We start from the raw sequence: 20,912 nt of genomic DNA on the forward strand, positions 1-20,912 counted from the left end.
ATATGGTTTGTATTGCTGTGATTTTTAAAATCCGGGACACAGCTTTTAAGCGGCATCCCGAATTTAGGGTTAGGTTTTAGCCAACTTGTTCTTCGGCTATTTTTAGAACCAGCAGGTTTCCTGTTTTGGAAATCGTACCGGCTGTCGGAGTTTGTTCCAGAACGATATAATCATCCAATCCTTCTTCATCCGTGATCAAAGTATCATCTTCGGCTCTGAGTTCGTAGATAAATCCAAGTCGCTGGATCATTTCTTTGGTTTCTGCATTCCAGTGGTCAAAATCAGGAACAAGTCGCAGATCCGCACTGCCCGGAGGCGGAGGAACGGGAACAATTTTGAATTTCAGTTTTGCCATAGCATCTGCCTGAATTCCATATCGGTTCATGTTTCCTGCATTCAATGGGGTTGCATTCACTTTGTATTTCGAAAGTGTATAGCCCGTAGTGGGAGTAGATTGTTCCGATTTCAGGTCCAGTGACAGGGAAATCTGTGCTTCAACTTCTGTTTCGGGAATCGAATAAAATGTGGGTTGATATCCCATTTCGCGGATCAGGTTTACAAGATTTAATTCTTCGGTGGACCGATCTTCGTCTTTACTGATATCGTAAATGTCAAGCGTTTGCTGAAGTGCTCCCTGATCCAGGGCTGCCTGAGCATCGCCGACTCCCTGACCAACCGAGCTGATCAACTCACCCAATGGGCCGCCCAGCAATTCACTGAATAATTGAACGGGGTTATTTGTGTTACTCATGTTTGTTAAAAATTACAGTTACTAATTGATTAGGTTGCGTATTCGTTCCCGGAGAAGGGAATTGTTTGAATGAATCTCCAATAACGACGGAATCCTTTTTCTGATAAACCGGGTTTAATTTTAGTCCGAGGTTTTTCAGGATCTTTCGAACAGCTGTTTCGGTTAAACCCAAAAGATTTGGAACTGCGATTGCATTGTTTTCCCTGTTAGTAACAGGAGTGATGTCAAAAAACAGTTCGCTGATAGCTTCGCCATTCACGTTTTCGGAATTTTCCAGAGTCAGTAAAGATGCACTCAGTGATTCGCCGTCTCCATGAACAAGCGCTTTCAGTTTCAGTGAGATATTGGACAGCTTAAAAGGAAGTCCGTCAGCTGAATCCGTTGCAGTAGCAATCTCAGAAACAAGATTTGCATATAAATCCTGGATAGGAACCGGCGGAGTTTCTGGTTCTCCGGTATTCGTCGTAATCGGGAAATAGTTGGCGACCGGCAAAATCTCTTCGAATTCAGTGTTTGTGTCGAGGATCATTTCATCAGGGATCATAGTCATTTTGCCGAAATCAATGACGAAAGTTAGTATTCCATCAAGATCTTCCACTTTAAAAACAAATGAACTTGCGATAATTGGCTGTTTTACAATTCCTGATCCGATCGGGTTACTCGGAACGATCCTTAGCGGAGGCAGCCTCTCGGTAGCAATCAAGTTGTAAAAGATCCCTTCTTCCGTAGTGGCGGATCCAACAGGTTTTTCAATGGTTAGTTGTCCTGCTGTGATCGTTTCTGCGAAAACAGTGATCCAGTTGCGATCTTTAAAACTATAGAATTGCACACGAACTGGAAGATCATCAAACGATGCACCAGTTGAGTCATTAAGCTTAAACTTTAATGAGAAATTTTCAAATGTTATCATGGCTTACTAATTGCGATTGATGTAAATTGTGTGCCACTATTGGCTTTGAACACGAAGGTTCGGAGTAAGTCGTAGTCTGAGATTTTGAGTTTAACTTTTACCTTGAAACTCCCGTCTTCATTGATGGTATATCCGTCTTTCGGATCGATGAAAACCGGTGGAGTAACAGCGTTGCCGCCGTTGAGGTTGAAGGAAGTGTCTGCATCAAAATTCAACTCTATTCGTTGGCCGCCAATAGGTTCTCCTGTCGGTTGGATTGCTTTTACAGTAATGGTGTAAAAAGCAAAGTCGGTTGCTATACTGTCTACGGCAGCAGATCCTATCAATAAAACCTGCGGTAATCCTTCGTTTGGCATAACGGCAACAAAACGTCCTGAAATGTTGCTTGTAATAGTTCCCAGGTTTCTGCTCGTGGTTTCGGTACTCCGAAACGGTACGAATCGGATTCCGTTTCCTCCGGTAGAACTTCCGCCTGTTTGGGTTGTTTCAAATTGTGAAATAACTTCCAGGTTAAAATCCAGGTAAGGAAGCTGGTATAAAGTATTGGGTCTTCCGTATTCATCATACGGAGCCATGCTGCGCAAGGTGTCCTGCGCTTCATTCAAACTGTCCGCGATGCTGAGAACTATTTCATGCAGGGCCAGTGAATTGGTGGTTGTTGGTGAACTCATTTTTTAATTGTATTTATCGTTTTTGCGTTCTTTTTTTCTACTTGACCGTTCTTCTTCTTTTCGTTCGGCCTTTTTTCTTGAAAGAAATCGTTCTTTCAGTCTTTCCCTGCGTTCTGTCTCCTTTTGCTCGGTTTCTTTTTGCTCCGCTTTTTTTGCCGAGGCGTTTTCCGAAACTTTGTTTTGGCGGTCATCTAAGGTCAGTTCTTTCTCCAGTTTTTCGGTCATCTCTTTGATTTCCGGTACTTTTGATTCAAGGGATTCCAATGAATCTTTGATCTCTGATTTGACAGATTGACCAAAGCGTTTGGCTTCTTCCAACTTTTCGGAAAGTTTTTTAACCGCCACTTTCTCTTTCAGTTTTTCCTTCCGGGTTTCGTGTTTTTCATCCCAGTCGTCTCTTATCCTGCGAATTTTTTTAGGAATATCAGCAGTTTCTTTCACCTGGTCCAGTTTCTGTTGAAACTTCACAAGATCCTTCTGTCCGAATGCATCAATCGGTTTTTTTAGTTCCTTGATTTTCTCAGGGACCTTCTTTACTTTTTCTATCAATTCGGTTTGCACTTTCTTTTTTCTTTCTATTACATCTTTCTCTTTCCGGATTGACTTGGTTTTAGACCAAAGTTTCTCGGAACTTTCTTTTATTGATTTTCGTGCTTTTTGGCTGGTTGAAGGATCTTGTTCGGTTTCTTCTTTTTGCAAAGACCTGTTTTTTAGGGCTAATTTCTCTCTCAGACGGTCCTGAGTTTCCTCCCATTTCTTCAGTTCTTTGCTTTTTTTTAAGAGCCGCTCTTCCAGTTTTTTCTTTTGAGCGGCTCTGTTTTTTTCCTTCTCACGTTTACTTTTAAACGATTCGATAGTACCGGTGAACCGAGGATTTTCTTCTACAGGATTATTCGATTGAAGTAAATTGCCCATCTCATTTTCCAAAGACTGCCGTTCCTTCAACAAATCTTCCAATTTCTGATTTTGGGATGCAATTTCATCCAGGGTAAATTGGGTATTACTAAAAGAGTTTTCGCTTTCGTTTTTTGAATCTGAATCAGTGGTTTTGATGAGTTTTTTCCAGCTTTTTGTCATAATCTTGTTTTAGAATAGGTTAGTAATTAATTTACGGTTTCCTCTTCCTCGAGCTCAGGCTGAATTCGGGCAATTTCTGTTTCGTCCATTAATTGTTTTAAACGACTTTCAAACATTGCCGGAGCAGGAACTGTTACGAGTTTGGTACGCATTTCGGAACTTCCGTTTGCTTCGTATTGGTATTTCTGAGAATAACTTGCGTTTACAGATGCTGCAATTACACCAAATGGTGACCAGGCAACACCTTTGACAGAAGATTCAGCACTGATTTCCTCTTCTTTCCTCATTGAAATAGCCAATTTAAGTTCAATGTATGTCTCTACAAACTGGTAAAACGTAGGTGTAAAACCAAGAGCCAGTAAGCTCACTCCGTCATCTCCTTCTCTGAGTTTAATCAGTGAAGTTTCATCACGTTCCAGGTTTCCTTGATCATTCAGTTTGAATCCCGCCATTAACTGCGCGATTTTGATAGAAACACGATCGAGAGCATATTGAGCCTCGGCAATCCCTACACCAAGCGTTCGAACTAATTCCGGAAACGGAGCATTCAATAACTCTCTTCCAACATTTATCATAAGCTTATTGATTAAGGGTTAATAAGGCAGCTGCCGCTTTGACAGCTGCCAGGGTTAATTATGCCGGAGTTTGTACTGGCTGAGTTCCTTCATTGTTGAACTCTTCTTCCATCATTCGCTGGATGCGCTGCTCCAGAACTGCAGGTGCAGGGATCGGAACCAATTTGGTGCGAAGCAAACTGGATCCTTCCGCTGAGTAGCTGTACTTCTGAGCATAACTTGCGTTAACCTGTGAAGTTTGAACCGATCGTCCGAATTTAATTCTTCCGAATCCATGACCAATACGAGCTGCACTTGATCTTAAATTGTTGTTTACGGCAGAACTTGTATTTCCTTCCTGTGTGTAACGAATGGAAATTTTCACTTCAATGATAGTATCAACGAATTGATAGAAAGTCGGGGTGAAACCACATTCCAACATGGAAATTCTTCGAGGAAGACTTACAGCTACACCGGCATCTGTTGAAGGGGATGTTAAAGCAATCTCCAGGTCTCCATAGGCTACCTGAACAGAAGCTCCTCCACCAACGGTACCTACATGGTAAAAACCTTGATAATCGATGTAGGTATTTTCAGCAATTGCTGCTCCGGGAGTAAATCCTGGTGGAACAGTAGAAGTTAACGTTGGTTGGTAATCGCCAGCCAATACTCCACGAATCTCCGCTTTTTGCTGGATGTTTGTTGTAGAGTTGTGACGAGCAATCGCTTCACCTTTTGTGATGCTTTCCGTTCCGAAATACACTCGACTATCTTCAAAAGTGACATTTCCAGCTTCATCCGTAACGGTTGTTAAACCGCCCATCATTTCGGCTACATCGATAGAGTTCTGATCCAGAACGATTTGTGCTTCTGCGATTGCAAAAGCCATTTGGCGAATCATGTCGCCCATAGGCACGTCAAGAAGTTCCTGACCAATGCGTGGTTTGTTGTTAAACATACTTTGTTGTTTTTGTGATTAATGATTACGTTGTTGTGTTTCCTTCTGTGCTTAAGTTTTTCAGAAGTGTAACTAAATTTTCGGGTGGAGGCAGAGAAACCATGCGGGCTGCAATACTCGAAGAAGCCGAAGCTGATTGATCGAATTTACGTGCGTAGCCTGCACTCACGGTCGTTGAGACCATTTTTGTTTCCACTGAAACCACTCCGTTTACATCGAAAGCAGTTGATTCCGACATTGCAAAATCCATTTTCGCTTCAAAACTTGCTTCCGTGAAAGCGTAGAAACTGGGTACAAAACCTAAGTTTAATAGGCTGACCTGATTTTCTCCGATTTCCACGGTACTGGAAGCGAGTTGTTTCAACATGTTGATGGAATTGGTGTCCAATGCTGCCTGAGCGGTTGCTACCGAAAGTCCCATGTTTTCGATCATAGACGAAAGCGGGGAATTCGTTAGTGTACTTGTGATTGTTTCAATTGCTGCCATGTGCCAGGAGTTTTAATAGGTTAATACTATTCTCCGCTCACATAGACAGTTCGAAGGAATCCGACAAAGTCCTGAGGAGCCGGAACTGCAACCAGTCTGGCAGACATAGCGGCATTCCCTTCCATAGACATTTCAAACTGACGCGACATTCTGAAATCCACACTTGCACCTAAAGCGAAAGAGCTATCCTGGGATCTGTTGCTTACAGAATCATTCAAAATAGACTTTTCATTCTTCGTTTTTGATGTTAGGAAGCTGTTGGATACTTCGGTACCTGAACTGCTGCTTTCATCATCGTGCTCAATGGAGATCTCTTCTGTCAGGTTTGTAAGCAATGTGAATTTGACGATGGATTCATCTTCGAGGAAGTAATGTTGTCCATCTTTAAACTCGTAAGAATGGCTCTCGATTTTTGAGGAAACGTGTTCCACAACCTCACTGAAGGCTTCATCTAGATTATAGAACAATACTGCGGATCCATATTTTGCATCCAATTTATGGAAAGGCTCAGTTGTATTCACATCGGCGTAAACAAACTTATTAGGACCTGTAGATGATTTGACAGGAGTAGCATCTTCAGTCACATTTCCGTCAATGAAAATCAGATAATCGCTATCTAACTCAATTGCGGCATAACGCTGCTCCAGGTTACTGTTCCCCGGGTCATTGGTTACCGAATCGATCTTTACGTTGACAGGAGCAGTTGATCCGAAAATGTAAGACTTCAGATTTTCAGCACGTCTTTTTGCCAAACTTTGGTTTTTCGGATTATTTCCTCCTTTCGGATCTGTCATCCCTGTAATGGTGATCGATGATTCCGGATCATAGTTATGGATCAATCGCAGCACCTTGTGTACAAGACCATGGTCTGAATGGTTTTTGTTTGCTACAACACCCGGAGGATATCCTGCAACTGAATTGTCGTTTGGTCCTGTTTTCAGATCTTTAGTCATGGTAACTTCGTCGCTGTTGTACGGGAAGTAAATGGTGCTTAGAATCGGTGCCCAGACGCTGTTAACGTTATCGTATTGATATACTTTTCCATCTTTGCTTACTCCGTATAACTGACCTCCACCTAAAACATCTGGATGGTCTGCGGCATCCAATGTTGTAATCAAGTTTGTGGTAACTGTGAAATCCGCACCTGATCCGTTTACATCAACAAGAGTAGTTGGTGAATAACTACCGATTTTAAGAATTCCGACAGCATCTTTTTTGTAATGCAGACTTTCTTCCAGTCGAATGAAACCATTGTCTATCCAAATATCCACACCTCGACTGTTGTTATTGGTCAGTTTTTTGGACTGGATATCTTCGTAAACCTGTTCTACCGAAGCTTGAGTAATAATGTCATGCTTGAACTTTTCAATCCGACTTTTTGCTTCAAGGGCTTCACTTTGCTTCACAAATTTATTGTTAATCTTAACCGAGTTTTTTTCATTGGCCCGGAAATTCATTTGTCTGGAAGCTTTGTATTCCTCGGTTGTTTCAGAGTAGCTGTCTTCACTCAAAAAGTTATGTGTATCTTCGGAATATCCTTTGTTTTTGGCTATTTGGAGATCCAATCCGAATCCGAATTCCAATGCTTCTTTCAGGGCCATTTTTAAGTTGATGCTGGCGCTGATGTCTGCATATTGGAATGCATAGAATACCGGAGCGAACCCTAATTCCAACAAGGAAACACCGTTGATCTGGGTTTCTGCCAATTTAATAGCCTGCGCTATCGAATTGTCATCTAGTTTCTGTTGAGCTTCAGCAATTCCGAGGGCAAGGTTTTTGAAGATGTCACTGACATCAACCTGCTGCAGAATGGAAGCTCCATCACTGAATTTGGTTAAATCACTCATAAATTAATTGTTTTTAATGTTTTGTACGAAATACAGGCTGCGTCCGAAAGATGAGGGTGTAACCGGTATGCCCTGGTCATTTTAATGATGGGTTTCAGGCGGACAGTTATTTGTGCGCACAAATAAGGCTGCCTGTATTTCGTATAAAACGGGGTTTAGAACGGATTGATCATTTCCGGCAGTTGAACTGCTATTTTTTCGTTGACATTCTCTTTACGAACCGTAAAGTAGCGATGCCTGTTTTGTAGATCACGCACTTTTTGGTGAGTAATCGCATAACCTCTTCGAAGCCAGTTCAGTAACTCTTTTGCCAGAGGCATGGATAGTTCCTTTGCTTCTTTAAGAGCTGCGTCGAAAGCTTCAATCGCTTCTGTTTTTTCATCCAGGTAAATACACTGGATTCCTTTCCGTTCCCAGAGCGATGCGAGGTTTTTCCTGAACCATTCATCTGTACGTTCGGCCTTTTTAGGTGTCAGGAAATCAATGCTTTTCTCACAAAAAGTGATGATTTCTTCGTGTGCCTCCATCAATTCCAGGGATTCCATTGCACACAAACTGTAATGCTGCAGGAAGAGCTCCGAATTTTCGACTGACTGGCACATGCGCATAGCCTCTTTGTAGTGGCGCAATGCTTCTTTGTGATCTCCTTTTAAAGCGAGGATTTTTCCGTTTTCAGCGATTTGGAGATGGAGGTTAGTTTTTTCTTTCATTGGTCTTAGTATTCGTATTCAATTTCACATCCAAGAATTTCCAATTGCTTTTCAAGAAGCCTGCTCAGGATACTTGCGAGCGGAAGTGGTGTCTTCCAGGTTCCGGAACTTTGGTCGTAGGTGACATCCTTGAAGAATTTATCCAGGATTTCACGGAACTTTTCGGAATCTGTAATGTTACTCACAGCAAGGGAATACTTTCCGAATGGAATTTGTTCATCGGAACAGCGCAGTCCAACTTGTTTGTACAAGGCAAGTTTTTGCTCGAGTTCTCCATGATTTACGGATTCATCCAATAAAAGAGGAAGGTTTGCGTGAATCTCTGCGAGTGCTTCCTGCGGCATCCCGATTTCGTTGACCAGGAAATCCGTTTGAGCAGCACTCTCCGGGTTAAAGTCTTCCAGGAGGATCCTGAACCTGGAATAACTTTGGTTGTAGATCTTCATCTCATGCTGGGAACGGTAGCGGGTTAAAAACTGATTGAGTTGTTCGTAGGTTAAATTGCGTACCCATCTGGTTTCTCCACCCGGGATAGCAATTTCCTGACTTCTGATTAGGTTGATCAGTTTTTGGCGATCGGCTTCGGCGTTTGCAGTAAATTCTATGGTGTATAAATCCAGCTTTGGATTGCTGGCGATGACTTCTGCATCGATTCTTTTTTGCAGACTTTCTGCGGTTGCCATAGAAACCCCACCTAAAACCACGCTTGGTTCATTCAGCAAAAGTTGAAGGGATTCACTTTCATTGCAGCCAAGAAATTCAGACAATTGCTTGTTGACGGTGCTTAGCTTCACCGGATCTTTGATGTATACGGAAACATCAAGTGCTTCTGTAGGAAGAGGAGCGGTTTCATCTGTGTTCTGAACCAAAACTTCCAGCCCAAGTTCGGTTAAGATGAGAAATGCTTTCTTTGCTAATTCTTCTTCTGCATTGTCCAAAAAGACGGCGGGCGCATTGTAAAGAATTTTAAACAGAAGGTCCTGATTGATGTCAAAGGCTTCGGAAAGAGCTTTGATGACATGAGGCGTTGCCGTACCAACGGAAAGGATAATAATTCGTTTCACGATTCGATTTATAATGGTTAATAATTAAGGTTGTTTTCCGCAGCAATTCTCTTAGAGATTTTGCTACCTTACAAAGATAAGAAATCTATTTCGTTCTACCAAACTTTTTTGCAAATTTTTTGATTAAAAAATAATCTTTTTTCAAAATTATCAAATAAAACAAGGGTTTTTCGTTGAAATATTTTTGATTATTTTTTAATCATTTTAGCAAAATGGATCAATTTTGATTGCATAAAAATGTAGGGGTGTAAAATTTTACGCCCCTACATTTTAGATCTGTGTTTTTGTTATTTACAATCCTAATCGTGCCTTCAAATCACTGTAGGAAGAACGGGAAATCGGAATGCTTGTACCGCTCTTTAAAATGGCAACGTAGCTGTTTTTTTCGTATGATTCGATCTTGGTCAACTGGTTTACATTTAATATATAGGAACGATGGATCCGGATGAACTGATCTTTCGGAAGTACTTGTTCGAAATGGTTCATGGTCTGTTTCTTCAGAATGTATTTCTTTCCCTGGTAGATTTTTACATAATCATCATAAGCTTCAATGTAATCCACTTCATCGATCGGGATGATCTTGATTTCGGTTCCGTCTTTTACAACTATCCGGTTCTGTTCGTGGATAATCTGAAGCGGGATATCCCTTTTGGTTTCATACTGTAATTCGGAATTCCGTTTTTTGCTTACTGCAGTATCAAAACGTTCTTCAGAAAATGGCTTCAATAAGTAATCCAGTGCATTTACTTCGAATGCTTTCAAAGCGAACTCATCGAATGCCGTGGTAAAGATTACAGACGGATTTTCTGATAACAGCTCCAATAATTCAAAACCATTGATTTTCGGCATTTGAATGTCCAGGAATAATAGGTCCGGTTTAACTTCGGGAATCAGCTTCAATGCTTCAAATCCATCATTTGCTTCTCCGACCAGGACAATATCCGTGTATTTCTGTAAGTGTTTTTTGACAACTTCTCTTGCCAGAGGTTCATCGTCTACAATAAATGCCTTAATCATTTCGGGATCAAAATTTTAGTAATGAATAGTTTGTCTTGCTTCTCGGTTGTCAGGAGGTCGTATTGATTGAATAACAGCATTAACCGGCGTTTGATACTTGTGAGACCGAAACCTTTTCCGGTTTTGTATTGGGTGAAATCAACATCGAACGGATTCCGGACTTCGATCATCAAACCGTTTTCCTGTTGCTTTACTCCTACATAAATGGTTACTTCATCCATCGAGCCATATAGTCCGAATTTGATTGCATTTTCGATAACAGGCTGGAGCAACAGGGGAGGTACCGGTGTTTTCATACAGCCTTCATCGATGTCGAACTCGGTTTTCAAGCGATGTCCGAACCGGATCTTTTCGATTTCCAGGTAGCGTTTCACTTGTTCAATTTCTTCTGCAATGGGAATTAAGGTTTGAATGTCTTTTCGCAGCGTTCCGCGTAAAAAGTCGCTCAATAATAAGATCATCCGGTTTGCTTCTTTCGGGTTGATTTCCGTCAATGCTCCGATTGAATTCAAACTGTTGAAAAGGAAATGCGGCTGTAACTGCTGATGGATGTTATCCAATTCGGCCTTTGTCAATGCGCGTTCTTGTTCAATGAGCTGCTGATGCACTTGTGATTGGATTTGCTGGTTTTTATTGATCCACCAGTATAAGCTCACCGAGATTAAAATAAAGAAGACAATAAATGCCCGTGCTCCTTCAAAAGGAAGGATGTATTCCCGCCAGCGTTCTTCACCCAAGACCAGTCTGAATGCGCTGTTTATTATAAGTTGGTAAAATGCCGTTAGAACCACAACCAACCCGAAATTGGAAAAATTTACTGGTCTTTTCGCGTGATAATATGTCTGGATGAAATAAATGATCTGAGAAATTACGGAAATAAGTAAGCCGGAGAAAAGCGTGTCTTTCCAAACAATGTCAAAGGGATAGTGATTGACTAAGAGCACAACAAAAAAGACAAGACTGGCAATCACCGTCCAAACGATGAAAAGCAATTGCACTTTTGTACTAGTCTTTAAGAACATTCTTTACTTATTTATTAAAACTGTTCACTTCAATTCCTCCGAACATGCAGGTTCCTCTCAAAATAATGACCTTGCTTTCTTCGCCGGTTTCTCTTTGGTATTGCGGACGCTTATCTTCAAATGCACCGAAAATGCTGGCAACTTCGGAAATGACTTCCCAATTGTTCGGAATGGTAAGGGTTGTTCCTCCGAAAATGTTGGTTACATCAATAACAATCCGTCCCTGGAAATCTGCCTGCATCAGGTTAATGTCCGTTCCTCCGAAGAACGAAACGATGTCTGCACCTTTAAATGTTTTACTGACGATTGTTTTGGTAATCCCACCAAAGAAGCTGACACTGTCAATGAAATCGTCTTCGTTGTATTTGTAATAGCTGAAACCCCGTTGTTGAGCTTCGTGGATCTGTTTCCAATTTTCACGGGTAAAGCGCTGCTTTCTGCGGTGGCGTCTTCCGAACTTTTTGTTGGATAAGAAAACAATTGCCAGACCTACAATAATGATTGCAACGGGCAGAATGATCTTTACGTTAATCAATTTCGGATACCATTCTGCAAGGAGAAAGATCTTACCGATAATAATCATCAGGTAACCGTGGAATTTGCTGAATTTGTGTTTGATCAATACTACGGTCCCAATGGCAATAAGAATCATCTGCCAGCTGAGTAAATATTCGGGAATGTGGTAGCCCAGCTGTTTCAAGAGGTAAACTACCCCAAAGAAAACGATGGCTAATCCACCTGCTATTTTTCCGCGACGATGTCCTTTTTGTGCTTTTAAGATTTCGTGTTCAATTTCCGTGCGGATATTATCTGTTTCCATAATCTGAAAGATTTATAAAGCAAAGGTATAAGACTAATCAGGAGTTGAATAGTCAAAATCGGTCAATGGTGGGCGAAAATCGGTTAACGCATGTATTTCCAGTCTTTTGACTTTCCTTCCTGCAGATTTTCGATGGTTTGCTGCAATCTGCGCTGTTTGGTCTCTTCCCGTTTGGCTTCGGTAATCCAATTGATATACTCTCTTTGGTATGAAGGCGGGAACGACTCGAATGCCGCTTTCGCCTTTGGATTTACATCAAGTAAGGCGGTTAACTCTTCCGGGATTTCTCCGACCGGTTTTTTGAATTTCGGATTCAATTCCCGCGGAATTGTTCCCTGTTCGATTAAGGCCATTGCTTCTAAGATGTATGCTCCCAGGTGTTCTGTTTCTGGAAGGTCTTCCAGGGACGTTATTTTACCTAAACTTCCCATCCCGCCTTCCAGGCTGCGCTTGAATATTCCGTGCGGATCACTCATTTCTGAGTGCAGCCAAAATCCGAAGGAGCAATGATTCTTAAAGGAAGCGAAACTGCAAAGGATTTTTCCGCGGTACATGAAAAATGGCATGCTCCATTTCATGGCTTCTTCGGTATCCGGACAAAAATCATGAACTATTTCACGGAGTTCATGCAATATTGGCTTTGCAAAATCGGCTGATTTGGAAATGTATTGAGTTATTTGCTCATTACGTGCTTTCATCGATTTTCTTTTTACGGATTAAAAAATAGGCGATGTAACCCATTGGAATAAACACAAATATGCTGGTAATCCACATCCATTTCGGGTGAGGCATGATGAATAAATTGATAAGCGTCAGGATATTCAATACACCGACAGAAGCCAGCATGGGTTTCGGAGATGTTCTTCCGGAAATAAAGGTGCTGAGAATGGATGCGATGAAAGCCGCAACAATCCAGTTCATTACGAGCACAACTTTGGCACCCAAAGGAACTTCATTTTCAATGAAATCATTCATCAGAGCACGGTCTGTAGGAAACGGGGTTTCCAGCGGGAAAAGGTAATAAGACATACTTTCGCCGAGAGCTACAAAAAGTCCTCCGACAACGATTCCCACGATAATTGCAATGGTTCCTTTCTTCATATCCATATTGTTTCAAGTAAATATAGGTGAAAAAGCGGTTCCTTTAATTACAAAACCTAATTATTGAACCAATTGATGTAATGAGTGTATGGGAATTAAAAATCACGATGAATTTTCTATTTTGTATCCAAATAGACTTTTAGCGTTAAACAAAAAAACAAGAATGACCAAACTGTATTATTTAACAGCCTTTATTTTTATCATTTGTGCCTGCACATTTAATCAGGCACAGATACCTGGATTGAATAGGGAAGAAGTTCCGGATATATCAGCAGAATCAGATTATGACTCGGCGCGTTTTCTGAAAGTGTTGCCTCAGCAAATTGAAGCCGTTAAAACGTATATCCGAAACAAAGGTGGGGTTTACTCCACTCAGAAAGCAATTTTGATTGATATGAAGATTCCTTCAAAGTATTTTCGCTTGTTCGTGGTCGACCTAAAAACAAATAAAGTTATTTCGAAAGGATTGTGTGCGCATGGTTCTGGATCGGAAATTGCCGGAACCGATTCCCTTCAGTTTAGTAATATCCCGAATTCCTACATGACTTCTCTGGGTTTGTATAAGATTGGCAGTTCTTACCAGGGAAGTTTCGGAAAATCTTACAAACTGACAGGATTGGAAAAATCAAACGATAAAGCCGCTGCGCGTGCGATTGTACTTCACAGGTACAGTTGTGTCCCGGATGAAGAGCAGTATTATCCGATCTGCAACAGTTTGGGGTGTGCTATGTTGTCGGAGAATTATTTTGAGGAGTTGATACCGATTATAGACAAAGAACCCAAGCCGATGATTATGAAGATTTACTATTGAAATTATCAATGAATCCGAATTATCAATTATCAAGTGAATGCTCTTGATAATTGAACCATTTATAATTGATAATTACTCCGATTTCATCTTCTCCTTGATCTCCTTCATAAAGTCTGAAGCAAACACGAAGTCATTGATTTCCTGGTTGTCCGTAGTAATAATCGATTTGCGGTCTCCCTGCCACCAATTCTGACCTTTATTTATAAAGATAACGCTATCACCGATCTCAATAACGGAGTTCATATCGTGTGTAATAACGATGGTCGTGATTTCGTATTCGTAAGTAATCTCACGGATGAGGTTGTCAATAAGGATCGAAGTCTGAGGGTCCAAACCGGAATTCGGCTCATCACAGAATAGGTATTTCGGGTTCATGGAAATTGCGCGGGCAATGGCAATACGTTTCTGCATACCTCCGGAGCATTCTGCCGGGTACAATTTATTTCTTCCGGCCAGGTTTACTCGTTCCAAACAGAAGTTCACACGATCCTGCATTTCTTTCCTGCTCATTTTGGTAAACATGGTCAACGGGAACATGATGTTCTCCTCCACAGTCATAGAGTCAAAAAGAGCAGAGCCCTGGAAGAGCATCCCGATTTCCTGGCGGATTTCTTTTCGCAGCAGACGGTCCATTTTCGTAAAATCCCTTCCGTCATATAAGATCTGACCGGAATCTACCTCATGAAGGCCAACAATACATTTTGCAAGTACTGATTTCCCGGAGCCCGATTGCCCGATGATCAGGTTTACTTTCCCTTTTTCGAAGGTAGCGCTGACGTCTTTCAGGATGTGGGCATCACCAAAAGTTTTATTGATGTTGACAACTTCGATCATTACAATAAGAACATTTGAGTTAGGAAGAAATTCGCGATCAAAATGGCAACACTGGAACTTACTACGGCTTCCGTGGAAGATTTACCAACATCGAGTGATCCTCCTTTGGTATAATATCCTTTGAAAGATGCGATCGAAGTAATCAGGAATGCGAATACAACTGTTTTGGTCAAAGCGTAAACAATATCACTATCGCGGTAAAAGAACCGGATACCGTAGATATATGTTTCGGTCGATGAAAGACCTGAAAGTTTTAAAGACAACCATCCGCCGATAAGGCTCAATCCGATAGAGAAAATGATCAATACCGGGAAGAAGACCATCGCGGAAGTTACTTTCGGAAGTACCAGGTAGCTCAGGGAATTCACTCCCATTATTTCCAACGCGTCGATTTGTTCTGTAACACGCATTGTACCTACCTCGGAGGCAATGTTAGATCCTACTTTACCAGCCAAAATCAATGAGATGATTGTTGGAGAGAACTCCAAAATGGTAGATGAACGCGTGATGTATCCCACGGTGTAAGTCGGAAGGAGCGGGTTGTCCATGTTGGAAGCAGTCTGCAATGCAATTACAGCCCCCATAAAGGCAGACATCAATGCAACAATTGGAATCGATTTGATCCCGATCAGTTCCATTTCTTCAAAAAAGCGTCTGTAGAATATTTTCCATTTTTCTGGCTTCGAAAACACGATCCACATCATCATGAAATACTTGCCGATATTTTGTATTATTCCCATTTCGGATATAAAGTTAAAAGAAATCTGCTATCCACGGAATTGAAAATTGAAAATGTAAAAATTGAAAAGACTATATGAGATGTAAGGAAGCGTGTTTAAATCTTTTCAATTGTCAATTATCCATTTTCAATTAGGATTATTCACCAGGCCTGATTCATAACTTGTTCCGGATCTACGAATTCGGTATTGAAAACACAATTATCTTTGCATTCGTGGAAGTAAAACCAACCAAAAAGGAAAAGTATATCAGGCAGTTGAAACCCTACTTACCAAGTGGTTTCGAGGAAATGGTGGCAGATTTATTACTCAGTCATCCGGTACGCTTTGCCATTACGAATCCGAGGGCTACTAAACTCGGAGATTACCGTGCACCCATGCAGGGCGAGACTTTTCACCGTATTTCCGTTAATGGAAATTTGAATCCTTACAATTTCCTGATCACTACCCTTCATGAGTTTGCCCATTTGCGTACATTCATTCAGTTTGGTTTTAGAATCAAACCACACGGGGAAGAATGGAAATCCGAATTCCGGAAATTATTGTGGCCTGCAATCCAAACAGGGCTGCTCCCAAAAGATATTGAGATCGCTTTAATGACGAGTCTCACCAATATGAAAGCTTCTTCATGTACAGATACACAGTTGTCACGAGTTTTGAGACAATACGATAAGCGGGAAGGCGGGGAGATTATTCTTGAAGAGATTCCAAAAAATGCTACTTTTGTTTTGCAGGGAAAAACCTTTGTAAAAGGGGAGTTGAGGCGTACCCGCTTTTTGTGTACGGAAGTACCTTCGAAGCGCCAGTTCTTGATTCATTCACTTGCTACTGTTCAACTTTTAGAAAACATACATGAAAGATAATTACTGCGTGATTATGGCCGGCGGAATCGGAAGTCGTTTCTGGCCGATGTCAACTGTTCAGCGACCAAAGCAATTCTTAGATGTTCTTGGAATAGGAAAATCCCTGTTGCGAATGACTTTTGAACGTTTACTGCACATTGCACCGGCTGAGAATATTTATATCGTAACCAACGCGAATTATTTTTCTTTGGTAAAAGAACAGCTTCCTGAGTTAAGTGACGGGCAGATCCTCACCGAACCGGAGAGAAAAAATACAGCTCCCTGCATTACTTATGCGGCAGCTAAAATCCATGCCATTAATCCGAACGCAACTTTGGTTGTGGCTCCTTCCGATCACTTGATCCTGAAAGAGGATAAATTCACGGAGATCGTAAATACTGCGATTGCAACGGCAAATAAGGAAGACCGTTTGGTGACTTTGGGTATCAAACCAACACGACCTGATACCGGGTATGGCTACATCGAATTTATTGAAGACGGAGATATCCTTCCCGGACAAGTAAAAGATGTGAAGCATTTTACTGAAAAACCGAACCGTGAACTGGCAGAGATTTTCCTGAGAAGCGGAAATTATTACTGGAATTCCGGGATTTTCATCTGGCGTGCAAAAACCATCTTGAATGCATTGGAGAAATTCAAGCCGGAGTTGTACCATTTGTTTACCGATGAATCTCATAAATACAACACCCCGGAAGAACAGGCATATGTAAATGCTTCTTTTGCTGCCTGCGAAGACATTTCGATTGATTTTGCAGTAATGGAAAATGCGAAGAATGTGGATGTGGTTTTGTCTAATTTCGATTGGTCGGATTTAGGGACCTGGGGAAGTTTGTACTCACACCTTGAAAAGGATTACAACGGAAATGCAGTTATCGGAGATCACGTTCACATGATCAATTCGGAGAATTGCATTGTAAACCTTCCGAACAACAAGTTGGCTTTGATCCAGGGACTGGAAGGATATATCATCGTTGAGTCGGATAATATGCTGATGATCCTGAACCAGCACGACGAACAGAATTTGAAGAAATACATGGCTCCGATGGAAGAAACGAGCCCGGAATTCTTCCCAAAATAATAAGAAAAAACACATAGAAACAGAGGTCACATAGTCTGATTATCCTTATATTATCATAAATTCTATTCGGTAATAAAAATTAACTATGTGCTTTATTTGTTCTATGTGGTTCAAATAAAAAAAGGATTGTCCAAAAGACAATCCCTTTTGCTGTAAAGGTTGGTTTTTACGGTCTGTTATTGTATTCGCGTAATAGATCGAAGTAGCTTAAAGTTTCCATCACAACAACACCGCCTGTTGTATCTCCGTATTTTGCTGGGATTGCTCCGGTATAAACCATGATATAACCCAGGGCCGCACTTGGTACATTTTGTACATCGGTCATTTTTACCCCGTCGATGTAGTTGATCACATCGCCTTTGCGCGCTCCACGAAAAATCAATTCGCCATCGTCTGTTAATTTCACGTCAGAAGAAATTGCAGCAACCATTTGTTTGGCATCGAATTTTACCGGCATGTGTTTGATGTCCTTGGCTACCAATTTGGTTTCAGGAGCAACGCCTTTCGTTAACCTGTAAATGGGTTCTGAAATTACGATTTCCGGAATTTCAGTAGCATTTGCCTGGGCAACCAGTCCGTTATCCCCGAAACCGTCGGGAGATACTTCTACCATTTGTTTGGAATAAGTTGTATCTCCTTCGTAGATAAAGTAAACCCGGTAACTTCCGGCAGGAACAGCTGAGATTCTAAAACGACCGTCTTCGTCAGTTACTGCTTTGAATAGTTGATCTCCTCGTGAGGTTACTGCATAAGCTCCGAAAATTCCTTCTTTCTTATTCGGTGTTGTAAATGTCCCGATGATATCGCCGAATGTGTTTTGAGCGAAAGTTATTCCTGTCAGGAATAAAGTTGCGATAAATGTGATTGTTTTCATGATCTGAATTTTTTAATTGATTTCTATAGAGATGTCCATCAATTAGAAATTCCATAAATCCACATGAAAAAAGTTATAAAAAACAGTGGGCATGCGATTAATCGCATGCCCACCAGATTGTTTTTTGAAATGATTGATTACAAAGATTCAGCCACCACCTCTTTTACATCCGGTAAGTGCTGTTTCAATAAATTCTCGATTCCGCCTTTCAGGGTTGCTGTACTGGAAGGACATCCGGAGCATGCACCGCGAAGCGCAACAGTAACCGTTCCCTCTTCGAATCCTACAAAGTCGATTGCGCCTCCATCGCCTTCAACTGCCGGACGAACGTATTCATCCAACAAAGCACGAATTGCATCATCGTATTCGGACGGAGCATATTCTTTTAACGGTTTTGTTTCATCTGCATCTGCTGGTTTGGATTTTGCAACCGGCATTTGAATTAAAATATCTTTTCCTTCAACGATCCAATTTTTGATGAATTCGCGTAACTCCATGGTTACGAAATCCCAGGAAATAGTGTCGTTCTTAGCAATAGTAACAAAGTTTGCTGTGATGAAAACCGTTTTCACGAATGGAAAATGGAATAATTCTTCCGCCAGAGGAGAATAATTTTTTGCGTCTGCACCTGAATGAAATTCAACCGACTCACCGTTGATTAGCAAATATTTATTTGCCACGAATTTCATTGTGTTTGGATTAGGAGTCATTTCGACGTATACTGTAACAGGAACTGATGTCATGATGTTTGTCTGTTTATTTTAAAGTACAAAGATAGCACTATAATTACGAATTACGAATGCCGAATTACGAATGAGAAAACTGAAAATGAGTAACGATTGGAATCATATTTGTTTAGTGGACTGGATTTAAAAGCTCATTGAGCGGAGTCGAAATGCCTTTTCAATTATCAATTATCTGCCGGTTCTACGTGTACCAAGACATCTTCTATTTCCGGAATTTTGTCCATCAGGTGTTTTTTTAGGTTGTGGGCAATGGTGTGGCCTTCGTGTACGCTCAGGTTTCCGTTCACATGGATATGTAGATCAACCCAATAGCGCATCCCTGATTTTCGGACCAGGCATTTTTCCGTATCAATAATCCCGGTAACTTCTTTTGATTTTTCACGGATTACGAGTATGAAATCGTCGTAAAGATGTTCATCCATAATTTCGCCCAGTGCAGGACGGAAAATTTTGTAGGCATTGTACAAAATGATAGTGGAAGCTATCAGAGCCGCCCAGTCATCAGCCTGGGCCCAGGAATCACCTTTATAAACTGCAATGGCAATTCCTACAAATGCACAGGCAGAAGTAATGGCGTCGCTGCGGTGATGCCAGGCATCCGCTTTCAGGGAGGTGCTTCCGACTTCTTCCCCGGATTTGGAAACGAAACGAAAGAAAAGTTCTTTGGTTAGAATAACGCCTCCAATGAACCAAAGGGTGTAAGATGCCGGAGCTTTGTGAGGTGTTTGAATATTGTGGATACTTTCAATAATGATCAATGTTGCTGAAGCAACCAGGAATCCAACTACAACGAAGGTGATCAGGGGTTCAACTTTTCCATGTCCGTAAGGATGGTTTTCGTCCGGCGGACGTTTGGCATAACGGAATCCCACAATGACCAGGGCAGATGCAAATACATCTCCGGTTGATTCGATGGCATCGGCAATTAAAGCATAAGAGTTCCCGAAATACCCGACAAGTGCTTTCACCACGGCCATAACGAAATTGCCGATTAAACTGAACCAGGCAGTTTTTTCTGCTTTTTCATGATTAACACTCATTTTTGGGTGTCTTGACAGTTTTTACAAATTCCGGAGATCGTAAAAAAGGTCTCTTCAGCCTGAAATCCTTCAGGTAGTGAAAAGGATGGGATTACCTGGTCCAAACAAGTTAACTCACTGCAAATTCTGCAGCTAAAATGAATGTGTTCGTGATCATGGTCGTGTTTGTGGTTGCACGAAGAACATGCTGCATAATTCACCACGCCGTTTACATTGACAATTTTGTGGATCAAGCCATCATCCAACAAACGGTCCAATACCCGGTAAATCGTTACCCGATCACACAAACCGTTCAATTTGTGTTGAATAGCAGGTTGAGACAACGCCACGTTTGAGTCATTAATGAGTTCCAGGATAGCACTTCTGGCTGCTGTGTTTCTTGTTGTCTTCATATTGGATTTACCGGTAACAAAAGTACGAAGTTTAATCAGTTGGCATTTCAAGTTACTTGTTTTTTATGAATTTATGCGAACTTCTTTTTTTGTATTTTTGGTTCCGATGAAGCGGATTTTGCAAATAAGTATGATTGTTGTGGTACTGATGGGAACCATCGGTATTCCTTTCTATCAACACACTTGTCTGCATGAAAACCGCGTGATGCAGTCCGTTTTTGTTCCTTCGAATGAATGTTCGGAAGAACATATGAAGACCGAACAACCGGATTGTTGTTCAACAGTGCAGGCGAGCGCTTCCGACAAGGAAACAATCTCAGATAATTGCTGCCTGGATGAGGTTTCAAACTGGCAGTTTTCCTTTTTCTTCTTCCAGGACGTTCACCCGATCTTTACTGAGACATTGGAAGAAATTTCCATTCTTTCCTTTTTCACTCATTTTGAAGTCCTTTGGAGCAATGAAGACACGCAATTGTTTTCCGGATCCGATCCGCCCGCTCTAACCGGTCTCGAACGATTAACTCATTTGTGTATTTGGCGTCTGTGAT

25 protein-coding genes are annotated in these 20,912 nt (G+C 41.3%); 4 read left to right on the top strand and 21 right to left on the bottom strand.

Features of this window, described 5'->3' with window-relative positions; translation table 11 throughout:
- Positions 1-76: 76 nt before the first annotated feature.
- The 15 genes from QZT69_RS05745 to QZT69_RS05815 form a co-directional block, all read right to left on the bottom strand.
- Positions 77-751, bottom strand: a complete 675-nt coding sequence (locus QZT69_RS05745; protein WP_294671621.1) for a hypothetical protein — start codon at positions 749-751, stop codon at positions 77-79.
- Positions 744-1,661, bottom strand: coding sequence for a PASTA domain-containing protein (locus QZT69_RS05750; protein ID WP_294671623.1), 918 nt, complete (start codon positions 1,659-1,661; stop codon positions 744-746). The genes QZT69_RS05745 and QZT69_RS05750 overlap by 8 nt, the downstream gene beginning before the upstream one ends.
- Entirely contained in the window at positions 1,658-2,332 is a 675-nt protein-coding gene (locus QZT69_RS05755) for a hypothetical protein (RefSeq protein ID WP_294671626.1), read from the bottom strand. The genes QZT69_RS05750 and QZT69_RS05755 overlap by 4 nt, the downstream gene beginning before the upstream one ends.
- Positions 2,333-2,335: 3 nt before the next feature.
- Positions 2,336-3,409: a hypothetical protein gene (locus QZT69_RS05760; RefSeq protein ID WP_294671629.1), complete on the bottom strand. Its 1,074-nt coding sequence runs from the start codon at positions 3,407-3,409 to the stop codon at positions 2,336-2,338.
- 26 nt (positions 3,410-3,435) lie between these two features.
- On the bottom strand, positions 3,436-3,984 hold the full coding sequence (locus QZT69_RS05765; RefSeq protein WP_294671631.1) for a hypothetical protein: 549 nt from the start codon (positions 3,982-3,984) through the stop codon (positions 3,436-3,438).
- 58 nt (positions 3,985-4,042) lie between these two features.
- Positions 4,043-4,921 (bottom strand): hypothetical protein, encoded by an 879-nt coding sequence (locus QZT69_RS05770; RefSeq protein ID WP_294671634.1) that lies wholly within the window; start codon positions 4,919-4,921, stop codon positions 4,043-4,045.
- Positions 4,922-4,946: 25 nt separating this feature from the next.
- Positions 4,947-5,408, bottom strand: a complete 462-nt coding sequence (locus QZT69_RS05775) for a hypothetical protein (protein WP_294671636.1) — start codon at positions 5,406-5,408, stop codon at positions 4,947-4,949.
- A 26-nt stretch (positions 5,409-5,434) separates the two neighbouring features.
- Positions 5,435-7,255 (bottom strand): hypothetical protein, encoded by a 1,821-nt coding sequence (locus QZT69_RS05780; protein ID WP_294671638.1) that lies wholly within the window; start codon positions 7,253-7,255, stop codon positions 5,435-5,437.
- 155 nt (positions 7,256-7,410) lie between these two features.
- Positions 7,411-7,965: a hypothetical protein gene (locus QZT69_RS05785; protein WP_294671640.1), complete on the bottom strand. Its 555-nt coding sequence runs from the start codon at positions 7,963-7,965 to the stop codon at positions 7,411-7,413.
- Between the two features lie 5 nt (positions 7,966-7,970).
- Complete coding sequence (locus QZT69_RS05790) at positions 7,971-9,029, bottom strand: hypothetical protein (protein ID WP_294671642.1); 1,059 nt, start codon at positions 9,027-9,029, stop codon at positions 7,971-7,973.
- Positions 9,030-9,320: 291 nt separating this feature from the next.
- A complete protein-coding gene (locus tag QZT69_RS05795; RefSeq protein WP_294671645.1) occupies positions 9,321-10,046 on the bottom strand; it encodes a LytTR family transcriptional regulator DNA-binding domain-containing protein in 726 nt (241 codons plus the stop codon).
- Positions 10,043-11,068 (bottom strand): sensor histidine kinase, encoded by a 1,026-nt coding sequence (locus QZT69_RS05800; protein WP_294671646.1) that lies wholly within the window; start codon positions 11,066-11,068, stop codon positions 10,043-10,045. Before QZT69_RS05800 ends, QZT69_RS05795 begins: the two co-directional genes overlap by 4 nt.
- 7 nt (positions 11,069-11,075) lie before the next feature.
- Positions 11,076-11,888: a LiaF domain-containing protein gene (locus tag QZT69_RS05805; protein ID WP_294671649.1), complete on the bottom strand. Its 813-nt coding sequence runs from the start codon at positions 11,886-11,888 to the stop codon at positions 11,076-11,078.
- Positions 11,889-11,971: 83 nt separating this feature from the next.
- Complete coding sequence (locus tag QZT69_RS05810; protein ID WP_294671651.1) at positions 11,972-12,586, bottom strand: YdeI family protein; 615 nt, start codon at positions 12,584-12,586, stop codon at positions 11,972-11,974.
- Positions 12,573-12,989 (bottom strand): hypothetical protein, encoded by a 417-nt coding sequence (locus tag QZT69_RS05815; RefSeq protein ID WP_294671656.1) that lies wholly within the window; start codon positions 12,987-12,989, stop codon positions 12,573-12,575. The genes QZT69_RS05810 and QZT69_RS05815 overlap by 14 nt, the downstream gene beginning before the upstream one ends.
- Positions 12,990-13,152: 163 nt before the next feature.
- Between QZT69_RS05815 and QZT69_RS05820 the strand changes: the two genes are divergently transcribed.
- Positions 13,153-13,800, top strand: coding sequence for a murein L,D-transpeptidase catalytic domain family protein (locus QZT69_RS05820; protein WP_294671659.1), 648 nt, complete (start codon positions 13,153-13,155; stop codon positions 13,798-13,800).
- A 72-nt stretch (positions 13,801-13,872) separates the two neighbouring features.
- Here the strand turns inward: QZT69_RS05820 and QZT69_RS05825 are convergent, their stop codons facing one another.
- Both QZT69_RS05825 and QZT69_RS05830 read right to left on the bottom strand, forming a co-directional pair.
- On the bottom strand, positions 13,873-14,634 hold the full coding sequence (locus tag QZT69_RS05825) for an ABC transporter ATP-binding protein (protein ID WP_294671662.1): 762 nt from the start codon (positions 14,632-14,634) through the stop codon (positions 13,873-13,875).
- The gene (locus QZT69_RS05830) at positions 14,634-15,374 is read right to left on the bottom strand and encodes an ABC transporter permease (protein ID WP_294671665.1); all 741 of its coding nucleotides are present in this window, start codon (positions 15,372-15,374) and stop codon (positions 14,634-14,636) included. The genes QZT69_RS05825 and QZT69_RS05830 overlap by 1 nt, the downstream gene beginning before the upstream one ends.
- Before the next feature lie 161 nt (positions 15,375-15,535).
- Here QZT69_RS05830 and QZT69_RS05835 point away from each other — a divergent pair, with 161 nt between their 5' ends.
- Positions 15,536-16,234 (top strand): sprT domain-containing protein, encoded by a 699-nt coding sequence (locus QZT69_RS05835; protein WP_294671666.1) that lies wholly within the window; start codon positions 15,536-15,538, stop codon positions 16,232-16,234.
- On the top strand, positions 16,224-17,312 hold the full coding sequence (locus QZT69_RS05840) for a mannose-1-phosphate guanylyltransferase (RefSeq protein ID WP_294671667.1): 1,089 nt from the start codon (positions 16,224-16,226) through the stop codon (positions 17,310-17,312). The genes QZT69_RS05835 and QZT69_RS05840 overlap by 11 nt, the downstream gene beginning before the upstream one ends.
- A gap of 166 nt (positions 17,313-17,478) precedes the next feature.
- Here the strand turns inward: QZT69_RS05840 and QZT69_RS05845 are convergent, their stop codons facing one another.
- The 4 genes from QZT69_RS05845 to QZT69_RS05860 all read right to left on the bottom strand — a co-directional run bounded on the left by QZT69_RS05845 (position 17,479) and on the right by QZT69_RS05860 (position 20,364).
- A complete protein-coding gene (locus QZT69_RS05845) occupies positions 17,479-18,186 on the bottom strand; it encodes a carboxypeptidase-like regulatory domain-containing protein (protein ID WP_294671669.1) in 708 nt (235 codons plus the stop codon).
- A 137-nt stretch (positions 18,187-18,323) separates the two neighbouring features.
- Positions 18,324-18,929 carry a NifU family protein gene (locus QZT69_RS05850; protein ID WP_294671671.1) on the bottom strand — a complete coding sequence of 202 codons (606 nt, stop codon included), beginning with the start codon at positions 18,927-18,929 and terminating at the stop codon, positions 18,324-18,326.
- Between the two features lie 167 nt (positions 18,930-19,096).
- On the bottom strand, positions 19,097-19,972 hold the full coding sequence (locus QZT69_RS05855; RefSeq protein WP_294671673.1) for a cation diffusion facilitator family transporter: 876 nt from the start codon (positions 19,970-19,972) through the stop codon (positions 19,097-19,099).
- Positions 19,969-20,364 (bottom strand): Fur family transcriptional regulator, encoded by a 396-nt coding sequence (locus QZT69_RS05860; RefSeq protein WP_294671674.1) that lies wholly within the window; start codon positions 20,362-20,364, stop codon positions 19,969-19,971. Before QZT69_RS05860 ends, QZT69_RS05855 begins: the two co-directional genes overlap by 4 nt.
- 106 nt (positions 20,365-20,470) lie before the next feature.
- Between QZT69_RS05860 and QZT69_RS05865 the strand changes: the two genes are divergently transcribed.
- Positions 20,471-20,911, top strand: a complete 441-nt coding sequence (locus QZT69_RS05865) for a hypothetical protein (protein WP_294671676.1) — start codon at positions 20,471-20,473, stop codon at positions 20,909-20,911.
- Position 20,912 lies beyond the last annotated feature (1 nt).

It is taken from the genome of uncultured Fluviicola sp. (assembly GCF_902168135.1).
Taxonomy (GTDB): domain Bacteria; phylum Bacteroidota; class Bacteroidia; order Flavobacteriales_D; family Crocinitomicaceae; genus Fluviicola.